General features: G+C 39.8%; 18 protein-coding genes. 11 read left to right on the top strand and 7 right to left on the bottom strand.

Going from position 1 to position 17,830, the window contains the following annotated elements:
- Positions 1-25: 25 nt before the first annotated feature.
- Complete coding sequence (locus tag K0S23_RS02535; RefSeq protein WP_300353794.1) at positions 26-1,072, bottom strand: acyl-CoA reductase; 1,047 nt, start codon at positions 1,070-1,072, stop codon at positions 26-28.
- Positions 1,073-1,172: 100 nt separating this feature from the next.
- Between K0S23_RS02535 and K0S23_RS02530 the strand changes: the two genes are divergently transcribed.
- The 9 genes from K0S23_RS02530 to K0S23_RS02490 all read left to right on the top strand — a co-directional run bounded on the left by K0S23_RS02530 (position 1,173) and on the right by K0S23_RS02490 (position 8,696).
- The gene (locus K0S23_RS02530; RefSeq protein WP_300353792.1) at positions 1,173-1,520 is read left to right on the top strand and encodes a 4Fe-4S dicluster domain-containing protein; all 348 of its coding nucleotides are present in this window, start codon (positions 1,173-1,175) and stop codon (positions 1,518-1,520) included.
- A 54-nt stretch (positions 1,521-1,574) separates the two neighbouring features.
- Positions 1,575-2,696: a hypothetical protein gene (locus K0S23_RS02525; protein WP_300353790.1), complete on the top strand. Its 1,122-nt coding sequence runs from the start codon at positions 1,575-1,577 to the stop codon at positions 2,694-2,696.
- 72 nt (positions 2,697-2,768) lie between these two features.
- Positions 2,769-3,080: a DUF3276 family protein gene (locus tag K0S23_RS02520; protein WP_300353788.1), complete on the top strand. Its 312-nt coding sequence runs from the start codon at positions 2,769-2,771 to the stop codon at positions 3,078-3,080.
- Between the two features lie 111 nt (positions 3,081-3,191).
- Positions 3,192-4,004, top strand: coding sequence for an AAA family ATPase (locus tag K0S23_RS02515; protein ID WP_300353786.1), 813 nt, complete (start codon positions 3,192-3,194; stop codon positions 4,002-4,004).
- Positions 3,994-4,908 (top strand): ParB/RepB/Spo0J family partition protein, encoded by a 915-nt coding sequence (locus K0S23_RS02510; protein WP_300353783.1) that lies wholly within the window; start codon positions 3,994-3,996, stop codon positions 4,906-4,908. Before K0S23_RS02515 ends, K0S23_RS02510 begins: the two co-directional genes overlap by 11 nt.
- Positions 4,908-5,459 (top strand): DUF5683 domain-containing protein, encoded by a 552-nt coding sequence (locus K0S23_RS02505; RefSeq protein ID WP_300353780.1) that lies wholly within the window; start codon positions 4,908-4,910, stop codon positions 5,457-5,459. The genes K0S23_RS02510 and K0S23_RS02505 overlap by 1 nt, the downstream gene beginning before the upstream one ends.
- Before the next feature lie 40 nt (positions 5,460-5,499).
- Positions 5,500-6,222, top strand: coding sequence for a 4-hydroxy-tetrahydrodipicolinate reductase (dapB, locus tag K0S23_RS02500; protein ID WP_300353777.1), 723 nt, complete (start codon positions 5,500-5,502; stop codon positions 6,220-6,222).
- A gap of 8 nt (positions 6,223-6,230) precedes the next feature.
- Positions 6,231-8,105 carry a S26 family signal peptidase gene (locus K0S23_RS02495; RefSeq protein WP_300353774.1) on the top strand — a complete coding sequence of 625 codons (1,875 nt, stop codon included), beginning with the start codon at positions 6,231-6,233 and terminating at the stop codon, positions 8,103-8,105.
- A 3-nt stretch (positions 8,106-8,108) separates the two neighbouring features.
- Positions 8,109-8,696, top strand: a complete 588-nt coding sequence (locus K0S23_RS02490) for a WbqC family protein (protein ID WP_300353771.1) — start codon at positions 8,109-8,111, stop codon at positions 8,694-8,696.
- A 190-nt stretch (positions 8,697-8,886) separates the two neighbouring features.
- Here the strand turns inward: K0S23_RS02490 and K0S23_RS02485 are convergent, their stop codons facing one another.
- Complete coding sequence (locus tag K0S23_RS02485) at positions 8,887-10,266, bottom strand: hypothetical protein (RefSeq protein WP_300353768.1); 1,380 nt, start codon at positions 10,264-10,266, stop codon at positions 8,887-8,889.
- 76 nt (positions 10,267-10,342) lie between these two features.
- Entirely contained in the window at positions 10,343-11,410 is a 1,068-nt protein-coding gene (locus K0S23_RS02480) for a branched-chain amino acid aminotransferase (protein WP_300353765.1), read from the bottom strand.
- A 46-nt stretch (positions 11,411-11,456) separates the two neighbouring features.
- Between K0S23_RS02480 and K0S23_RS02475 the strand changes: the two genes are divergently transcribed.
- Together K0S23_RS02475 and K0S23_RS02470 are read left to right on the top strand one after the other, a co-directional pair.
- Positions 11,457-12,677 carry a hypothetical protein gene (locus K0S23_RS02475; protein ID WP_300353762.1) on the top strand — a complete coding sequence of 407 codons (1,221 nt, stop codon included), beginning with the start codon at positions 11,457-11,459 and terminating at the stop codon, positions 12,675-12,677.
- 79 nt (positions 12,678-12,756) lie between these two features.
- On the top strand, positions 12,757-14,649 hold the full coding sequence (locus tag K0S23_RS02470; RefSeq protein WP_300353759.1) for an ATP-dependent DNA helicase RecQ: 1,893 nt from the start codon (positions 12,757-12,759) through the stop codon (positions 14,647-14,649).
- Here the strand turns inward: K0S23_RS02470 and K0S23_RS02465 are convergent.
- From K0S23_RS02465 to K0S23_RS02450, 4 genes are all read right to left on the bottom strand, one after another.
- The gene (locus K0S23_RS02465; protein ID WP_300353757.1) at positions 14,618-15,439 is read right to left on the bottom strand and encodes a helix-turn-helix transcriptional regulator; all 822 of its coding nucleotides are present in this window, start codon (positions 15,437-15,439) and stop codon (positions 14,618-14,620) included. The genes K0S23_RS02470 and K0S23_RS02465 overlap by 32 nt on opposite strands.
- 62 nt (positions 15,440-15,501) lie before the next feature.
- Positions 15,502-16,455 (bottom strand): YihY/virulence factor BrkB family protein, encoded by a 954-nt coding sequence (locus K0S23_RS02460; protein ID WP_300353754.1) that lies wholly within the window; start codon positions 16,453-16,455, stop codon positions 15,502-15,504.
- Positions 16,424-17,362 (bottom strand): ABC transporter ATP-binding protein, encoded by a 939-nt coding sequence (locus K0S23_RS02455; protein WP_300353751.1) that lies wholly within the window; start codon positions 17,360-17,362, stop codon positions 16,424-16,426. Before K0S23_RS02455 ends, K0S23_RS02460 begins: the two co-directional genes overlap by 32 nt.
- Positions 17,362-17,781, bottom strand: a complete 420-nt coding sequence (locus tag K0S23_RS02450) for a hypothetical protein (protein WP_300353748.1) — start codon at positions 17,779-17,781, stop codon at positions 17,362-17,364. The genes K0S23_RS02455 and K0S23_RS02450 overlap by 1 nt, the downstream gene beginning before the upstream one ends.
- Positions 17,782-17,830: the final 49 nt, after the last annotated feature.

Raw genomic sequence — 17,830 nt, 5'->3', positions numbered from 1 at the left:
GTGCAGACAGTGGTTCATATATGTATTAATCCAGTGAATTCAACCATTTACAGGTATCTACACCGTCGGCAAAATCGCTGATATCCGGCGCCTGAACCTTTCCGAAAGGAATGAAACCATGACCAACAATAGCCTGAAGATCTTCACGCATTCCCTCTATTTTTTCCAGGAGCACCGCTTTATCTTCATAATATTCATAATAGATCACAGATAAGGGAGCGTGAATTCCTTCGTCTTCTCTCAGCATGAATACATTGTTATCCAAAAACGGTATTTGGTTCATCAGGAAAACCGTGCGATTGTAATCGTAATTATTCCCGTATTTGTGATGTTGGATAAGATGCGCCTGATCCAGGAAGTTTTCAAAAATGCGGTTTAAATTAAATCCGGCAGGTAAATAGAGTTTGGAAACGTTCCGGCAACCCATTCCAAAAAAATCAAAGCAGTCGGCTCCCAGTTTACTTAATTCCAAGTCTGTTTCAGAACCATCCAATAAAGCGATCGAAGTCCGGCTCTTTCTAAACAAATGAGGAACATGACTGAAATAAGTTTCGAACTGAGCAATAGAATTATTACTTCCGGTAGCAATTACGGCATCGTAGTTTTTGATCGGACCCAGGGAAATTTGGATGTAGTCTTTCAATTCGGGATTCCATTCAAACATCCATTCGATCAGTTTTACCGGAATCCGGCTATCGGAACTGCTTAATTTGCACAAAGCTTTGTTGCCGGTAATCAAAACGCAGAGCAAATCATGGAAGCCCACGAACGGAAGATTTCCCGCCATGATCAATGCAATGGTTTTAGGTTTTTGCGTATATTGATAGTTATTCGAAAATTCCACAAGGGATTCTTGTTCAGTCAAATGAATGATCCCGTTTAAAGCTTTAAAACAATTTTCTTTTGTAAACCAGGGATTCAACTGAAACTCCTTGTTGATTACTTTCCGGAAGTTTAAAAACTCTTCTTCCGTTAATCCGCATTCGTAACCGGGCCATTGTTCATTGAGTGTAAATGCACTTAATGCTTTTCTAAGTTGACCAAAAACTTCTATGATTGTTTTTTTTTCCACCCTGCAAAATTAATTCCTCCTGGGCGAAATCCATTATTTTTTAAAATATTTCAGCATTTAAATCTGAGACCTCCGTATATTTGCACAAAAAAAGTCTCTTATGGCAATCATGATTACAGACGAATGCATCAATTGCGGTGCATGCGAACCGGAATGTCCCAACAACGCAATCTATGAAGGTGGCGCTGAATGGACGTATGCGGATGGCACGTCATTAAAAGGATTGATTACAACATTGAATGGTGAAGAGGTTCAGGCAGATGAGAATTTTGAGCCGAAAGATATGGACGTTTACTACATCGTAGCAGATAAATGTACGGAATGTGTAGGCTTTCATGATGAACCTCAATGTGCCGCTGTTTGTCCGGTTGACTGTTGTGTAGACGACCCGGATTACCGTGAAAGCGAAGATGAATTGCTTGCGAAGAAGGATTTTATGCACTTGTAACAGCAAGTTCATCCTTAAAATGTAACATAGTTGCTTTTTTAGCGTTTTAGTGTTATGAAGGTTTCATTCGGTTTATTAATTATACTTCTTACGAGTCTCCCATCCTGGGGACAGTTTGACGTTTATTCAAGAGAACAGGAACTATCTGTTTTACTAGACTCTGTCCGTTCCTCCCGAAACAATGAGCGCAAAGAATTCTGGAATAAACAATTCAAGACACTGATCGACCAAACACTTCACGAGCCGAGCGCTTTCGATTTAGCATTTACGAAACTGAGAACCCTTGGAATTATTGACAGTCCGGATAAACTGGTCCGCATCGTTAACTGGAATGTAGAACAGGAAGACGGAAGTCAAAAGTATTTCGCTTACGTTATTCACAGAAACTCATTAAAAGACACAAAGCACAAAGTAATCGAACTGATCGACAAATCGTTTATGCTGACCGCCAAACCTGAAGAAACACTGGAAGCAGACATGTGGTACGGCGCCTTGTATTACCAGATCATCCCGGTTGAAAAAGCGAATAAAACCTATTATACTGTTTTAGGTTGGGATGGCGGAACCCGGATGAGCAACACCAAACTGATCGATGTGCTTTATTTTACCGGGAACAGTCTGAAACTTGGATATCCTTTATTTAAATCAGGAAATACGACGGCGAAGCGCTTGTTTTTCGAGCATTCGGAACGTTCTGTTATGTCGCTGCGTTATGAATCTGAATACAAGCGGATCATTTTCGACCACTTAATGCCTGAAACTCCAACAATGGTTGGTTTTTATGAGTTTTACGTACCCGACATGTCCTACGATGCATATGTCCTGGATAATAATCGCTGGGTGTTGAAAGAAGATGTGGTTGGCGTTAACAAAAAAGATGTCACAGTTTCAGTTGCACAAGTCGATGACAAAAGCGGAGAAGTCAGTACCACTTCTACCCCGGGGAAATGGATAGATCCTACAGGCGAAGGAAAAGGATCATCGAATGATGTTCACGTGGCGGTACTCCCCGATTCCGATGCTACAAATACTACGGAAGAAGGTAAAAAACCCGTTAAAAAGGACAAGAAAGACATGACTGCGCTTGAAAAATATGAAGCCCGGAAGAAACACAAAAAAGACGAAGAGCCTCCTTCCACCCTCAATTCCGGAAGAAAGAGAAAACCCCGGAAGTAAATTTCTCGATCAAAATATTGTATTTCAATAAATAATAATGAATATTTGTTTTGCTGCAACTCTAATTAAACTATGCAAAACGAACTCGATTACGATTCTCAACGAGAGGTCTTTACTAAAATTGTTAAGGCCGGAAAACGTACCTATTTCTTTGATATTAAAGCCACAAAAGGCCAGGATCATTACATTACGCTTACTGAAAGCAAGAAAGTAAATGTAAACGGAAAAGAAGTCTTTCAAAAACACAAAGTATTTCTTTACAAAGAAGATTTCGAGAAATTTTCGGAAACTTTACTGGAAGTGATGAACAAAGCCAATGAACTGAATATAAGAGAAGATTCAAATTCATCTTATGTCGGCGATGTTCACTTTGAGGATTTATAAGAAACTTCCAAACAATCTTTCAACATCTTATTCGTTGAAAAAATAGCAGAAATAAATGCCGTTTAGGTCATTTCAATAACTTATCTTTATCCACAAATTTACAGTGCTCTTATGGGTAAAATAATCGCAATAGCGAATCAAAAAGGTGGTGTTGGCAAGACAACTACAGCAATTAATCTTGGTGGATGTTTTGGTGTTTTGGAGTACAAGACATTACTGGTCGATGCTGATCCACAGGCAAATGCTACGTCTGGTGTCGGTCTGGATCCGAAAAACTCCCGTAATATTTACGATTGTTTAATCAATGATGTGCATCCGTCGGAATTAATTATCCCGACAAGCAATCCAAACCTGGACATTATTCCATCTCATATTGATTTGGTTGGTGCAGAACTGGAAATGATCAATATGCCCAACAGAGAGCACATGTTGAAGCAGGCATTGGATAAGATCAAAGATCAATATGATTTTATTATTATCGATTGTTCACCATCTCTTGGTTTGATCACCGTAAATGCACTTACAGCTGCTGATTCGGTAATGGTTCCCGTTCAATGTGAATATTTCGCACTGGAAGGTTTGGGAAAATTGCTGAATACGATCAAAATCGTTCAGGGAAGACTAAACCCGGAATTGGAGATCGAAGGAATCGTGTTGACTATGTACGACACCCGACTTCGCCTTGCAAATCAAGTGGTTGAAGAAGTTAAAACCCATTTCCAGGACCTGGTCTTTGATACCGTAATCCATAGAAATACCAAATTGGGAGAAGCTCCGAGTTTCGGGGAAACGATCGTAATGCACGAAGCTACCAGTAAAGGTGCTATCAATTATTTGAATTTCGCACGTGAAATTCTTCAACGAAACGATTTGACAAAAATCGGTAATAACGACAAACAATTTCAAGTAGGAAATGACATCTAATCCGAAAAAACGTTCAGCTTTAGGAAAAGGATTGGGAGCTTTATTGGAAAGTTCTTCAACCGAAATGACAGCAACAGCAACTCCGACTGCCAGTACAGGTGGTGTGGCTTTGATCCCGATCGGTTCAATCGAAGCCAACCCGTTCAACCCGCGTACGAATTTTGAGAAAGATGCGCTAAATGAATTGAAAGAATCCATTGCAATTCATGGAATCATTCAGCCGCTGACAGTACGTAAACTGGGTAAAGACAAATACCAGTTGATTTCAGGAGAAAGACGTTTCAGAGCTTCGCAGTTAGCCGGTTTGGAAGAAGTTCCTGCATATATCCGCGTAGCTAATGACCAGGCAATGCTTGAGATGGCTTTGGTTGAAAACATTCAACGCGAAGACTTAAATGCGATTGAGGTTGCCCTCTCCTACCAGCGTTTAATAGACGAAATCGGTTTGACTCAGGACCAATTATCACAAAAAATATCAAAAGGAAGAACCAGTATTACGAATCATTTGCGTTTATTGAAACTTCCTGCTGAGATCCAGCTTGGCGTCCGAGACAATCTTATTTCGATGGGGCATGCACGGGCTCTTGTTTCCGCAGGAGACGAGAACCGTCAATTGGATCTATACCGTCAAATTATTGATTTCCAGCTTTCCGTTCGAGAGATCGAAGAATTGATCCGCACAAACGCATCCCGCACCAGTGAGGAAACTCCGAATGCACCCAAAACAGTTTCTACTCCCGAGTTATCGTCTATTCAAGAGGTTTTCAAAAATCATTTGAGTGATCGCATCTCTTCGAAAGTAGAAATTAAGAAGACGCATTCCGGAAGTGGTAAAATCCTGATAAATTTTTCATCTGAAGTAGATTTAAACCGAATCATCGAATTACTGAACAAAACAAAATAATGCACAAGATCCTTGGCGTTTTCATTTTAGTTTGGTTTTCACTTTCAGTAAATGCCCAGGATTCTCTTGCTGTTGTTTCCGACACTGTTAAAGGACATTCGTGGAAAAAAGCATGTCTCTTTTCTGCAATTGTTCCGGGTGCCGGGCAGATCTACAACCATATCGCTATGCCGAAAGGCAAAAAGAAAGCATTCTGGAAAGTTCCCCTGATTTATGCCGGGCTTGGCGTTACAAGTTATTTCGCGATAAAGAACAACACTTTGAAAAATGAGTATCGCGCCGAATATGAATCACGCGCACTAGGAAATCCACCTATTAATTTTTCCGAATACGACGACCAGAGTTTACTGACTTTATATGTCACACGCAGGAACCGCCGTGACTTTGCAATATTAGGGATCGGGCTGGTTTATTTACTTAACGTTGTCGATGCAGGTGTTGAAGGACACTTTGTGAATTTCGACATCAGTGAGGATTTATCACTTTCCATTCAACCTACCTTATATAACTACTCATCCTACGGAGTTTCGTTTCAATTTAAATTTCGTTAAAAGTTAAATTCGGAAGCTGAAAACAGTATTTTTGCGCTACATGAAAATTGGATTAATCGGATACGGAAAAATGGGAAAAGCGATCGAGCGAATTGCTTTAGAACGCGGACATTCTATTGTTTACAAGATTGATTCCAAAACCACCATTGATCAGGTCGATTTAAACCTTGCAGATGTAGCGATCGAATTCACTCAGCCAGGATTGGTGATCAAACATATTGAGACCTGTTTGGAACAAAGAGTACCGCTTGTAGTCGGAACCACAGGATGGCAGGATCAACTGGCATATGTTGCAACGCTTACAACTGAAAAAGTCGGATCGCTGTTACACGCTTCCAACTTCAGTGTCGGCGTGAATATTCTTTTCAACATCAATGAAAAGCTAGCCGCGTTAATGTTCCCACATCCGGAATACAAGGCGCAAATTGAAGAAATTCACCACATTCAGAAACTCGATGCTCCAAGCGGAACAGCTGTTTCATTGGCGCAGGGAATTATTCAAAACAATAAAAATTATCATTCCTGGAAAGCAGAAACAGGTTCGTGGCCGGAAGTTAATTCCGACGAGCTCCCGATCCAGGCATTGAGAGAGCCAGATGTACCGGGCACACACACGATTTCTTATATTTCAAAAATAGACACTTTAACCTTGAGCCACGAAGCACATTCCAGAGATGGATTTGCTTTAGGTTCCGTCATTGCTGCAGAATTTCTTTTCGGTAAAAAGGGAGTTTACACCATGCGTGATGTCCTAGCATTTTAATTAGCCTTATGAACGTACTTTATTATTTTCTATTCCTGCTTCTTATTCACCCGATCATTTCTCTTTGGTGGAAAACCTTTGATCGAATCGGTGCAAAATCCTGGCAGGCATTTATCCCGGTTTACAATTACTATGTTGTGTTCAAATTCGGATCAGGGAAACCCTGGTGGTCTTTATTGATGTTTATTCCCGGGATTCACATTATTATGTGGATGGTAGCGAATGTATCTTACATCAGGAGATTCGGATTCTTTTCAGTCGCAGACACACTCCAGGGAATTTTCTTTCCGTACCTGATCCTGTGGAAAATTGCCAATGCAAACGAGACAACATTACCGGTTTTGGCCCCGACAAACTGGGCGAGCCCGGTAGAAGTTGCCAAAAGAACAAACAGTGATCACGTTGCCTTATTTTTGGCCCTACCCATTTTCGGACATGTAGTCGCTTATGTCTTATCCTTCCGTTCAAAAAGAATAGGAAAGAAATCAGCGATCAAAGAATGGGGAGATTCGATCATCTTTGCATTAGTCGCTGCAAGTATTATCCGTACATACGTATTCGAACCCTTCCAGATTCCAACGGGATCCATGGAGAAAACCTTATTGGTAGGAGATTTCCTGTTCGTGAACAAATTGGCTTACGGACCAAAAGTACCGGTTACTCCCCTATCCTTTCCCTTGGTTCACAACACCATTCCATGGATCAACGTGAAATCTTATTTAGGGATTGAAACTTCCAATTATTACCGATTACCGGGTTTTGGAAAAGTGAACAGAAATGATGTGATGGTATTTAACTATCCGTCCGGAGATACTGCTATTTATGACCCACGTGTTCCCAACGGATTGATGGGACATGATTATCACCAGGTAATTAATAATGAGGCTCTTTATTATTGGTTCCAAAGCCTACAGCAGAATCATCCTGAAGCAATTCAGATCCTTCAACAAAAATCGGTCTCAACGAATACTAATTTGGATGATTTGGTTTTGGATAGTCTTGGCGGGGAATTTATTGATCATGTTGAAATGTGGAGAAATAAAGCCCGTGTTGCCATTGCAAGCGGTGTTACTTATTCCCGCGGAGGAATGCCTGAGTTAGGCTTGGATTATATTAAACATTATGGTGTTATTTACCGTCCGGTTGACAAACGAGAAAATTACATCAAACGCTGTGTTGCTTTGCCGGGAGATGAAATTGAAGTTGTTAAATCAATTCTTTACGTCAACGGAAAAAGAGCTTACAGAGCTCCGAATCAAAATTTAGCTTATACAATCTCGGGCGAACCATTGGCCGAACGTTATTTAGCCTCACTTGGTTTATCTCAAAACGAAGGAGATTATGTGAGCGGTACTAATGGAATTGAAATTGTTTATTTAACAGATTCAAAATTGGCAGCCTTAAAAAAAATGTCGCCAAGATCTTCTTTTGATTTGTATTTGACTCCTCAATACTCTGATGACAAATCACACAAGCCTACAAACGCTGAATTGATCCGTAATCTGGATAATTTCCCTAAAGATTTCTACATCAACAATACGGTAAGTGATTTCTCTAAATTCCGCATCCCTAAAAAAGGTGCTGTTGTAAAACTGACGAAGGAGAACATTGCTTGGTATAGAAGAATCATTACAGCATACGAAGGACATAAACTCCAGGAAAAGAAAGACGGTATTTACATCGACGGCAAGAAAGCAAGCACCTATAAGTTTGCAATGAATTACTACTGGCTGATGGGAGATAACCGTTATAACTCTGCAGATTCAAGAGTTTGGGGTTGTGTTCCGGAGGATCATGTTGTAGGGAAAGCTTCCATTGTCTGGTTCTCGAAAAGCGCATTTACCGGTATTCGCTGGGATCGCGTATTCTCTAAGATCCAGTAATTCATGCTTCCTGTTTTTCCTCTTGCTTATTTTGGGAGCGTTCGCTACTTCCAGGACCTGGCGAGCTTTGGACAGGTTCTTTTTGAAAATGCAGACCATCTTCCGAAACAAACGTTTCGGAACAGGATGGTGATCTTAGGTTCGCAGGGACCACAAGTTCTTACCATGCCCCTGGAAAAACCTTCCGGTTCAAAGACTGCTACTAAAGACGTGCTGGTTTCATACAAGCAAAACTGGCCTTTGATACATTGGAGGACTTTGAAAACTGCTTATGCCTCTGCACCCTATTTCGAGCATTATGCCCAGGATATTGAACAACTCCTGTTTAAAAAAAAACGGTTTCTTGTAGACTTTGACCTGGAAATCACCCGGTTTATTTTAGATGTCTATCAGTTGCCTGTGGATTTTTCTTTAACGGAGAAATATGAAGTTTTCTACCCTGAAGATCATCGGGATTTGGATTATGAAAGTTTGGAAATGAAAGGAGAATACCAACAGGTTTTATTCAATCAAAAACACTTCAATTCACAAATTTCCATTCTTGACCTCTTATTCTGCGAAGGACCAATCGGACGAAGATTGATCATTTAACTGCATTTTCATAAAAATTATACCATTGTAAATCAGTCAGTTGACTTTTTTAGCAATTTTTAATCAGTTTTTTTTAATCCAAGCCGTTGCAATTTAATTTACTTATTGTATATTTGTTATGATTTAGGTGGTTAGGTTAGGTTGATTAGTGAATGGAGTTAGGACGCCCGTCTTAACTCCATTTACGCTTTTAAGGCTTTGCCAACTCCACAAGTGTACCTTTATTCATCTTCTGCATCCTAAATTCAAAAGGTAATCTTTCTCGGTACAGGTATTTTTTCTGAGTTGACTCAAAAGGACGATAGATATAATAAACACTGTTTCCCTTGATCTGGATATTTTCAGGATATTTAAAATGCAATTCTATTGGAAGACCTAATTTCCCTGTAGTTGTATTGAAGTGACGCAATTGTGCTTTACCTGCATTTTCGTAATGAATAAAGATCTCTCCTGTCTCATAATCCTGGATCAAATGCTTTTTCCAACCGTTTTCTTTTGGCTGCAAGTGATAATAGATCGGAATACTGTCAATAAGATCTCCTTGGTAAGAATATTTAAAAAGCAGGTTCTTGTAGTGATCAAATAGAAAGATCGAATCATTCCGCTCAAAAATCGGCGCATACAATTCTTTGTAATAAATGGAATTGGTGAAATAATACATCCCTACCCAAATTTCTTTATCCACTCCGGTTTCATTTTCTTTTTCTTTTGCCCATAATTTCGTTCTTACATCCACCCATTTAAATTCCGAGCGGTATAACTCCATCATCAGATCATCCTGGACCTGGGCTATTTTCCGATAAGTAGAATCGATAATGTCGAATGTGAAATAATCAAAAGCAGGATAGTTCGGGTTGAAGTTGGAAAAATAGTACTTTGTGAATGAAGTATCGACAATCGGGGCAATATACGTCATGTAATACTGCTTCTCAATTTGAGCAATTTGAATTTGACGGTTTCTTTCCGTGATCCCGTAAACGTTTTTATCCGTCAACACATGTGGATTCCCCCTGTAATCGCGAATTAATTCCTGTCCCTTTTCAGGAAGAGGAATCTCGCCCAACAGGTTATAGCCATCATACAAAATGAGTTCCGTTCCTTTTTTTAAGTTCTTCGGATAGGTTAATAAGAGTAAATTATTACCGGGTAAAAACTCAAAATCCGTTACAGACACTCGTGAAGATTCAAAAATCGTATCGGGAACTCCGGCTGGTTTAATGACAACCTCTTCGATCAGATGTTCCTTGCTGTAATGCATTCGCACCTGGATTGTCAGCGTATCGGAAGGTTTCCCTGAAAATACTTTTGTTGGAATAGTCTCCAAAGGATTGAACGCAATATGCTCCAGTTCAAAGGTAGTTGCTTCTTTGGTAGATACACGAAAGTATGCTGTTCCCTTTAGAGTTGTATACTGAGTTGTAACTAGTGAATCACCCTGGTATTGACGAATGTACACCCTGGAAACCGGATCCCCGTTGCTTCTATCCTTTGCGATAATTCGAATGGTTGTTTGCTGGCTGAATGCACTTGCCGAGAGGAGCAGCAACGCAAGGGATAAAACAGATTTCATAGCTACAAATTTCGATAAAGATGCAGTTGTATCCAAATTTCCATAAAAAAAGGGCGAATATTTATTCGCCCTTTTTTTATATTTTGGAAAGCCAGCCGAAACTGTCTTCTATTTTCCCTAATTTCAAATCATCCAGATAAGCATGAACTTTTAACGAGAAGGTACGTGTCTCAATTGCAGGAAGAATCAAATCTTCGTCCCTGTAACCGATCTTTGCAATGTGTGCAATCGTTGCAGCAGTACCGGCTCCGAAAGCTTCTGTCAAACGACCTTCCCTGTGCGCCTGAACAACTTCAGCCACAGAAACTTTGCGTTCTTCAACAGGCATTCCCCACATCGTTGCTATTTCAACAACAGAGCGTTTTGTAATACCTCTCAGGATCGTATCACTTTCTTCCGAAGGAGTTATCAATTTTCCGTCAATGACAAACATGACATTCATTGTCCCTGATTCCTCGATATACTCATGTGTTTTACCATCAGTCCAAACCAATTGATGATATCCTTTCATCTGACCTAATTTTGCAGGATACAAAGCTGCCGCGTAATTACCGGCAGTTTTTGCTCTTCCTACTCCACCAACCGAAGCTCTTGTGTAGAATTCCTCAATTTTCACATTCACGGGTTCATTGTAGTATGCTCCAACGGGACATGCGAAAATCACAAAACGATACGTATCGGAAGGTTTGATTCCAATATATTCATCAATACCAAACAAAAAAGGTCTTAAGTACAAAGAATATCCTTCTTTGCCCGGGATCCAGTTACTTTCGATCTCAACAAATTTACGAGTTAATTCAACGAATACATTTTCAGGAATTACCGGCATGCACATACGCACACAAGATTCCTCAAAGCGTTTTGCATTCATATCGGGCCTGAATATTGCTACTTCTCCACTGTCCATTCGGTAAGCTTTCAATCCTTCAAAAATTGACTGCCCATAATGTATCACGGATGTAGCAGGGTGCATGGAAAGAGGTCCGAAAGGCATGATCTCAGGATCCTGCCAAGCTCCATCTTTGTAATCCATAATTAGCATGTGATCTGAAAAAACCTTACCAAACGGTAAATTATCCCAATCAACAGCACTTAGTTTAGACTCTTGGGTAAGAGTAACTTTAATGTTGTCTTGTATTATCATAACGACTAATAGTTATGCGAATATACCTAAATTAGTTGACGATTCTATGTTCATTCCGGAAGTAATTCCAATATTTGTAACAACATGTATTTTTAATGTAACCAAACAAATGCTCAGACATACCGCACATTCGCTGAAAACCTTTTCGGGATTCCACAGGTTATTATCTCTTTTCATTTTCCTGATTTGCGCCGGACAGATCTTCGGACAAACACATTCTTTTAGCGGTACAATCGGAAAATATCCCATTTACTTTCAACTAACCATCGAAGGCAAACAAGTAAGCGGGTATTACTTTTATAAAAACAAATTAGTAGACATTTCATTATCTGGTTCATATACATCAGGAACGATGATCTTAAAATCATCTGACGAGTACGGAGCAGACATTACCGACCCGGAAACCTTCAGGTTCAAATGGCCGCACAAAGCTCCCAGCGGATCGTGGAGTAAAAAAGGAACGCAACTTTCTCTCAAATTATACCCGCTTACAGCAAAGGAAACGGGCAGTCCGAAATGCTCCAATCCGTATTTGATAAAAACCGATCCTGTTAAAAATGATTTGACAAGGGTGAAAATCGGACTTTTCCGATTAAAGGAAATTGATTCTGTCAGAACAATCAATCACATTACTATTCGTCATTTCGAAGAGATTCTAACAGGAATCAAGTTGTTCCGTATAGATTCGGGAATGGATGCCGGTAAACAGAAGGATGCTAATTTCTATCTGGAATATTTACAAATCTCAGAATTTTTGGAATCATTAAGTTGTGCTTCCTACTCTGCTTACGGATCGGAATATAGCTTTGAATTAACTAGTTTAAGTCTTTCGACTGATTTCATGTGCTTTTCAGTTTTTAAGACCTATTACTGCGGAGGCGCGCATCCAAACGAAGATAATTATGCGCTTAATTACAATTTAAATACGGGTAAAACTGTAAGCTGGTCCGATTATTTAATTCCGGGAAAAGACACGATATACAACGAACGGATTTATGCTTATCTGACAAAATCAGAACCCGGATATTTTGATGAAAGCAATTCAATTGAATCTGCCGACGTATACATGGATTGCAATTACCGTGAGAGGAATTTGTGGTTTGACTGCGATTTTGTATTTACCGTTGATGGGGTTAAACTACTCCCGAGTTTTGCACATTTCGCTGCATTTTGTTTGGAACCGGAATGGGCAATTATTCCCTATTCCGAGTTGAAAGATTTAATAAAACCTGAATGTTACAGCAAATTAACGAGATTGAAAAACTAAATTTGTAAACTTACGATTCCAAAAAATGGACGTAATTCCGCAATATTACGTCCAACTTAACTCTTGTAAACAACTGATTATGTCAAAAAAGAGCGAAGAAATTCTTTCCAACTATTGGGGTTATTCACAATTTCGACCGATGCAGGAAGAGATTATTGATGCTTCCATTTATGGGAAGGACGTCATCGCGCTTTTACCTACAGGCGGCGGGAAATCAATTTGCTTTCAGGTTCCCGGAATTGCACGGGAAGGAATCACCATCGTTGTATCTCCTTTGATCGCTTTGATGGAAGACCAGGTAAATCAATTACAAAAAAGAGGAATCCGTGCAAAAGCATTGACAAGCGGACTTTCTTTTCGGGAGATAGACATTTTACTTGACAACGCGAAGTTCGGAGGAGTAGACTTTCTTTATATTTCCCCGGAGCGCATCCAAACCCGCTTATTCCAGGAGCGTGTAAAACAGATGGAAATCGGTTTGTTTGTTGTTGATGAAGCGCATTGTATTTCAGAATGGGGGCATGATTTCAGACCAGCCTACCTTGAAATAGCCAAATTGAGAGAGTACCATCCTCAAGTTCCGATCATAGCAGTTACTGCAACTGCAACTCCGAAGGTCAAGGAAGATATTGCTACTCATTTGAAATTGAAAAACCCGGAATTATTCGAAGCTTCCTTTGAGCGCACCAACGTAAGTTATGAAGTTTATCACGTTTCGAATAAACTGGATGCAATCACGAAATGGATTCACAAAAATCCGAATGATGTGGGAATCATTTATTGCCAAACCAGGAAAAGCGTGAAGGACGTAATGATCTACCTTCAGTCGAGAAAGATCAAAGCAAACATGTACCACGGCGGAATGAACAGTAAGGAACGAAGTCTTGCTTTATCCAATTGGCTCTCTGAAAAAACACCTATCATGGTTGCAACGAATGCCTTTGGAATGGGAATCGATAAACCCAATGTCCGTTTTGTAGCGCATTATGAAATTCCGAATAACCCGGAATCTTATTTCCAGGAAGCCGGAAGAGCCGGTCGTGACGGAAATGAAGCCAGAACTTTTGCATTTATTGAGCCTGCAGATGTGAACGAAGTTGCAGAACGTGTTTTGGCACAATTCCCAAGCACCGATAAAATTAAGTTGATTTACAGGGCTTTATGTAATTACCTGAAAATTGCGATCGGTTCCGGCGAGCACGAGTCATACGTATTGCAATTCAATAATTTCGTAAAAAAATTCAACCTGAATGTCACGGAAGTTTATCCGGCATTTAAACTACTTGAAATGAACGGCAGCATACTCTTTTCCGAACAGGGATTGAAAGGTTCACGGATCAAGATCAGCATTGACAACACCCATTTGTACGGATTTCAATTAAAGAATCCTGTTCTCGATCCTTTGATTACCTGGGTCTGCAGAAATCACAGCGAGGTATTTGATTCCTTTTGCGAATTAGATGAAGCCGATGCCTGCCAGCGATTGAAAATCTCCAGCCAGGAACTGGAGCGCCAATTGAAATACCTGGAAGAACACGGGATTATTGATATTACCTGGCGAACAGACTTACCAATGGTCACTTTTCTTCACGAACGATTCCCGGATGATTACGTGGAATTAAAAGCTGAAGTATACCATTTCAGAAAAGAACGCGCCCTGGAACGAATGAACGTGATGAAGAAGTTCATTGAAGAAAAACATTGCAGGCCTCAGTTTATCATATCCTATTTCGGTCAAAAAAGCGAACCCTGTGGAAAATGCGATTATTGCCTCGAACAGAACCTGCTTGAAAAACACCCCAGACTGGAATTGGAATTAATTGCCTTACTGGAACAAAACACCATGAGCCTGTCCGACATCATTGCCCGCTACGATACGTCCTTTGCCTCCAAAATCAAAACGACTTTGAGGGAATTAATTAACCAGGAGCGGATTGTGTTTAATGAGCAAGGTTTTTCGCTTCCCCGCTAACGGTTCTTTTCAGATCGATAATTTCACGCTGTAAGTCCTGGATACTTCTTGTTAATTGAGAATCGTCGATACGCATTTCAGGTAAGCTAGGAGAAATATAATTAACGAATTTCCACATTTCCACAATATCATTCACCTTTACGTAGTAAGGCAAATACAAAGGATTAGTAGAACACAACTCAAAAGACTGTTGCGTTTCAATGAAATTATTCACGATCTTGAATACGATCCCATCGTCTTTTGTGACAACAATACAAGGCGTTCCGTTGCGGACACTTCCCCAGTTCTGGATGTATTCGGCGACAACAAAAGAACCTTCCTCAACCGGTGGCATTGAATCACCGATAATGGGAAAAGAGCGGTACTTTCTGTTTTTGGATAAAAAAGGCAAACTAAAAGTAGGAAGAACCTTCAGGTAATCAGGATCGGCGTAACCGGTTGTGTAACCTGCTCTTGCCTGCTGAGGAATCAATTCGATCATTTCATTATCATCAGCATCCACCAAAGAAGTTAAAACGCGTAAGTTATTTCCGTTGATATCAGCGTATAAACCGGAACTGATGGTTGTCCAGTCACTTTCCGTAAACGTTGAAAAATCTTTGGTTAGCAAATCATCAATAGGAACTGCATAGTAGTTGCTCAAAGCGATCAGGGTATCTATTCCGGGTTCTGCAATTTCATTTTCGTAACCCGAATAACTGCTTCGCGTTAAACCTAGTTCCGTAGCAACTTCTTCCTGGGATTTTTTCTTGCTTTTGCGAATGAGTTTCAAATTGTTTCCTAACTTCATGGTGATCATATTTTAATCAAAAGTATGATTATTATTTAATCTTTACAAGTTAGTAGGAAAATTTATTCCGGAAGTCTTGTGGTATCTTTTTTCCTTTTTTGCATATTCTGCAATAATTTGTGCACTTCGAAGATGATGGGTTTTCCGATCAGTTCCGAATAAACTTTGATGAATTTCGCACCAAGGAAAATAATTTGAGAGGAATAATACATCCACGCAAGGAAGATGAGTAAGGTCCCGGCAATGCCCATTTGACTTCCGAAGAAGAAATTAGTAAGGTAGAATTTCAGTCCTATTTGTCCGATGTATAATAAGAAAGAAGTCAGTAAACCACCTGAAAGAGCCAGTTTCCAGACCACCTTTCCGTCGTGGAGAAATTTATAGACCAATGAAAATAAAATGGTATTAATTCCGATTGCAACGACATGTTCCAGTCCGCTCATGATCCATTGTTGTTCCAGGTGCAATGAATCGTACAACTTTCCGCTCACAGACATGAAAATGGTTTCTCCTGTATAAAGCAATACGATGGTCACACCAAATACAGCCAGCATAAAAACAGCAACCAATTTGATGAAAACCGCGTAGAGAATTTGGGTTTTCCGATCATCAATTTTCACATGAATATCGTAGAACTCATTGATACTTAATCTAAGTGAAGAGATCAATCCGGAACTTGAAAACATCAAAGCAATAATCCCGATAATGTTGAGTATGACACTGCTCTTCTCAAAATGAACTTCAGATAGAAAGTCGAGAATACCCGAACTGTCTTTTAAACCGACCTGCTCTTCAAGTAATACTTTAATTAGACGCAGAATCTCTTCCTGTCCCAGGATATTACCAAAACTAATTACAGCAAGATAAATAATCGGGATAATGGCAAAAACCGCATAATATGCCAGTGCAGCACCATGAAAAAAGGATTCTTCCTGGAAGAACTCAACAAATGTTCTTTTGAAAAGTGTTCTAACCTCCTTCCAGCTAAGCTTTGGTATTTTTACTTTTGCGCTCAATGTATTTTACTTTTTTAAGTGGTTTATCCGCATACAGAACAATTGTTTTTTTGTGCTTTGTTTTGAAAAATGATTTCCAATAAGCACCAAAGAAAACAGCGCCTGTGAATTCCACTTCCAAACCACTATTTTGTACAATTTTATATTCACAAGGTCGAAATAAAATTTTAGTTTCCCCTTGTTTAATTTCATTTAATTCTCCAAAATAAGCTCCTTCATTAAAATTGGAAGGATTAAAATAAAAAGCCTGAGGTGTATCCACCCGGCTTAATTTCCCTTTGTGAAGAAAACCGATCTTCTGACACCATTGCATGACTTCGTCACCTTCATGAGAAACCAGGATACATAATACATTTCGTATCTCGATCAATTGCTTGATGTAGGCTCCGATCTTCAGCCGTAAATGGGCATCCAAATGAGAAAAGGGTTCATCCAACAGCAACACTTCAGATTCCAAAGCTAAAGCTCTTGCAATAGATAAACGCTGTTGCTCGCCACCCGATAAATAGCGCGCTTGTTTATTCTCGGCTTCTTTCAGTTCAACCAGCTCGAGTAGTTCTTCACAAAAACGAAGCTGAGCTTTTTCAGGTAAATGGAGTATTTTCAGCAGGATATTTTCTCTTACAGTATGAAACAGGTCCAGGTTAAAATCCTGGTTTACCAGTTGAATTTCAGGATGCCCCGGAATCAAACGTTCACCTGGTCCCGGAATCCGTTCATCCTTCCAATGAACTGTTCCTTTTGAGGAATCCAAAAGACCGGCAATAATTTTCAGTAGCGTAGATTTTCCTCCACCACTTGCCCCGACAATGCCAAAAATTTCACCTGGGTTTAAATCGATTGATACTCCCTGTAAAACTTTCTTTTGTTCGCTGTATGAAAAATGAATCTGCCTGATTGAAAGCATTAATTTCTTAATTCCTTTGGAAACGCACTTAAAACAATATAAACTCCCGGAACCGGGTTTTCCACCACTTCGTCGTCGTTCAAATAAACTTTCAGTTTCTGATGATCGTGGTCAATGATATACTCATCCAGGCACTTTTCAGAAAAAACAATTGCCGTTGCCCCGTTTTCTCCGTGGAAAATAAACTGGATCACATCCTGGATCTCGTAATGAAACGTCTTACCGTCTCCGATTTCTCCTGCCAAAATAAAGGGTTGATCCCGCACTATCTCTAATACATCCGAAGAATCAGTCAAACGAAATTCATCTTCCCATTCGTAGCGGATATTTTCAGGCGAATCTTTTCCTTCATGCTTCTCTTGAGCATATTCTTCTGAAAAGGAATTATTTTTTAGAAACACTTGAATTGAATAAGACATCTTTCTTTTTTGTGGAATATACACAAAGATAAAAAATATGCAGACGCAG

The organism is Fluviicola sp. (assembly GCF_029266855.1).
Taxonomy (GTDB): Bacteria; Bacteroidota; Bacteroidia; order Flavobacteriales_D; family Crocinitomicaceae; genus Fluviicola.
Note: the sequence above shows the minus strand (reverse complement) of the source record. Positions and strands in the feature narration are given on the sequence as shown.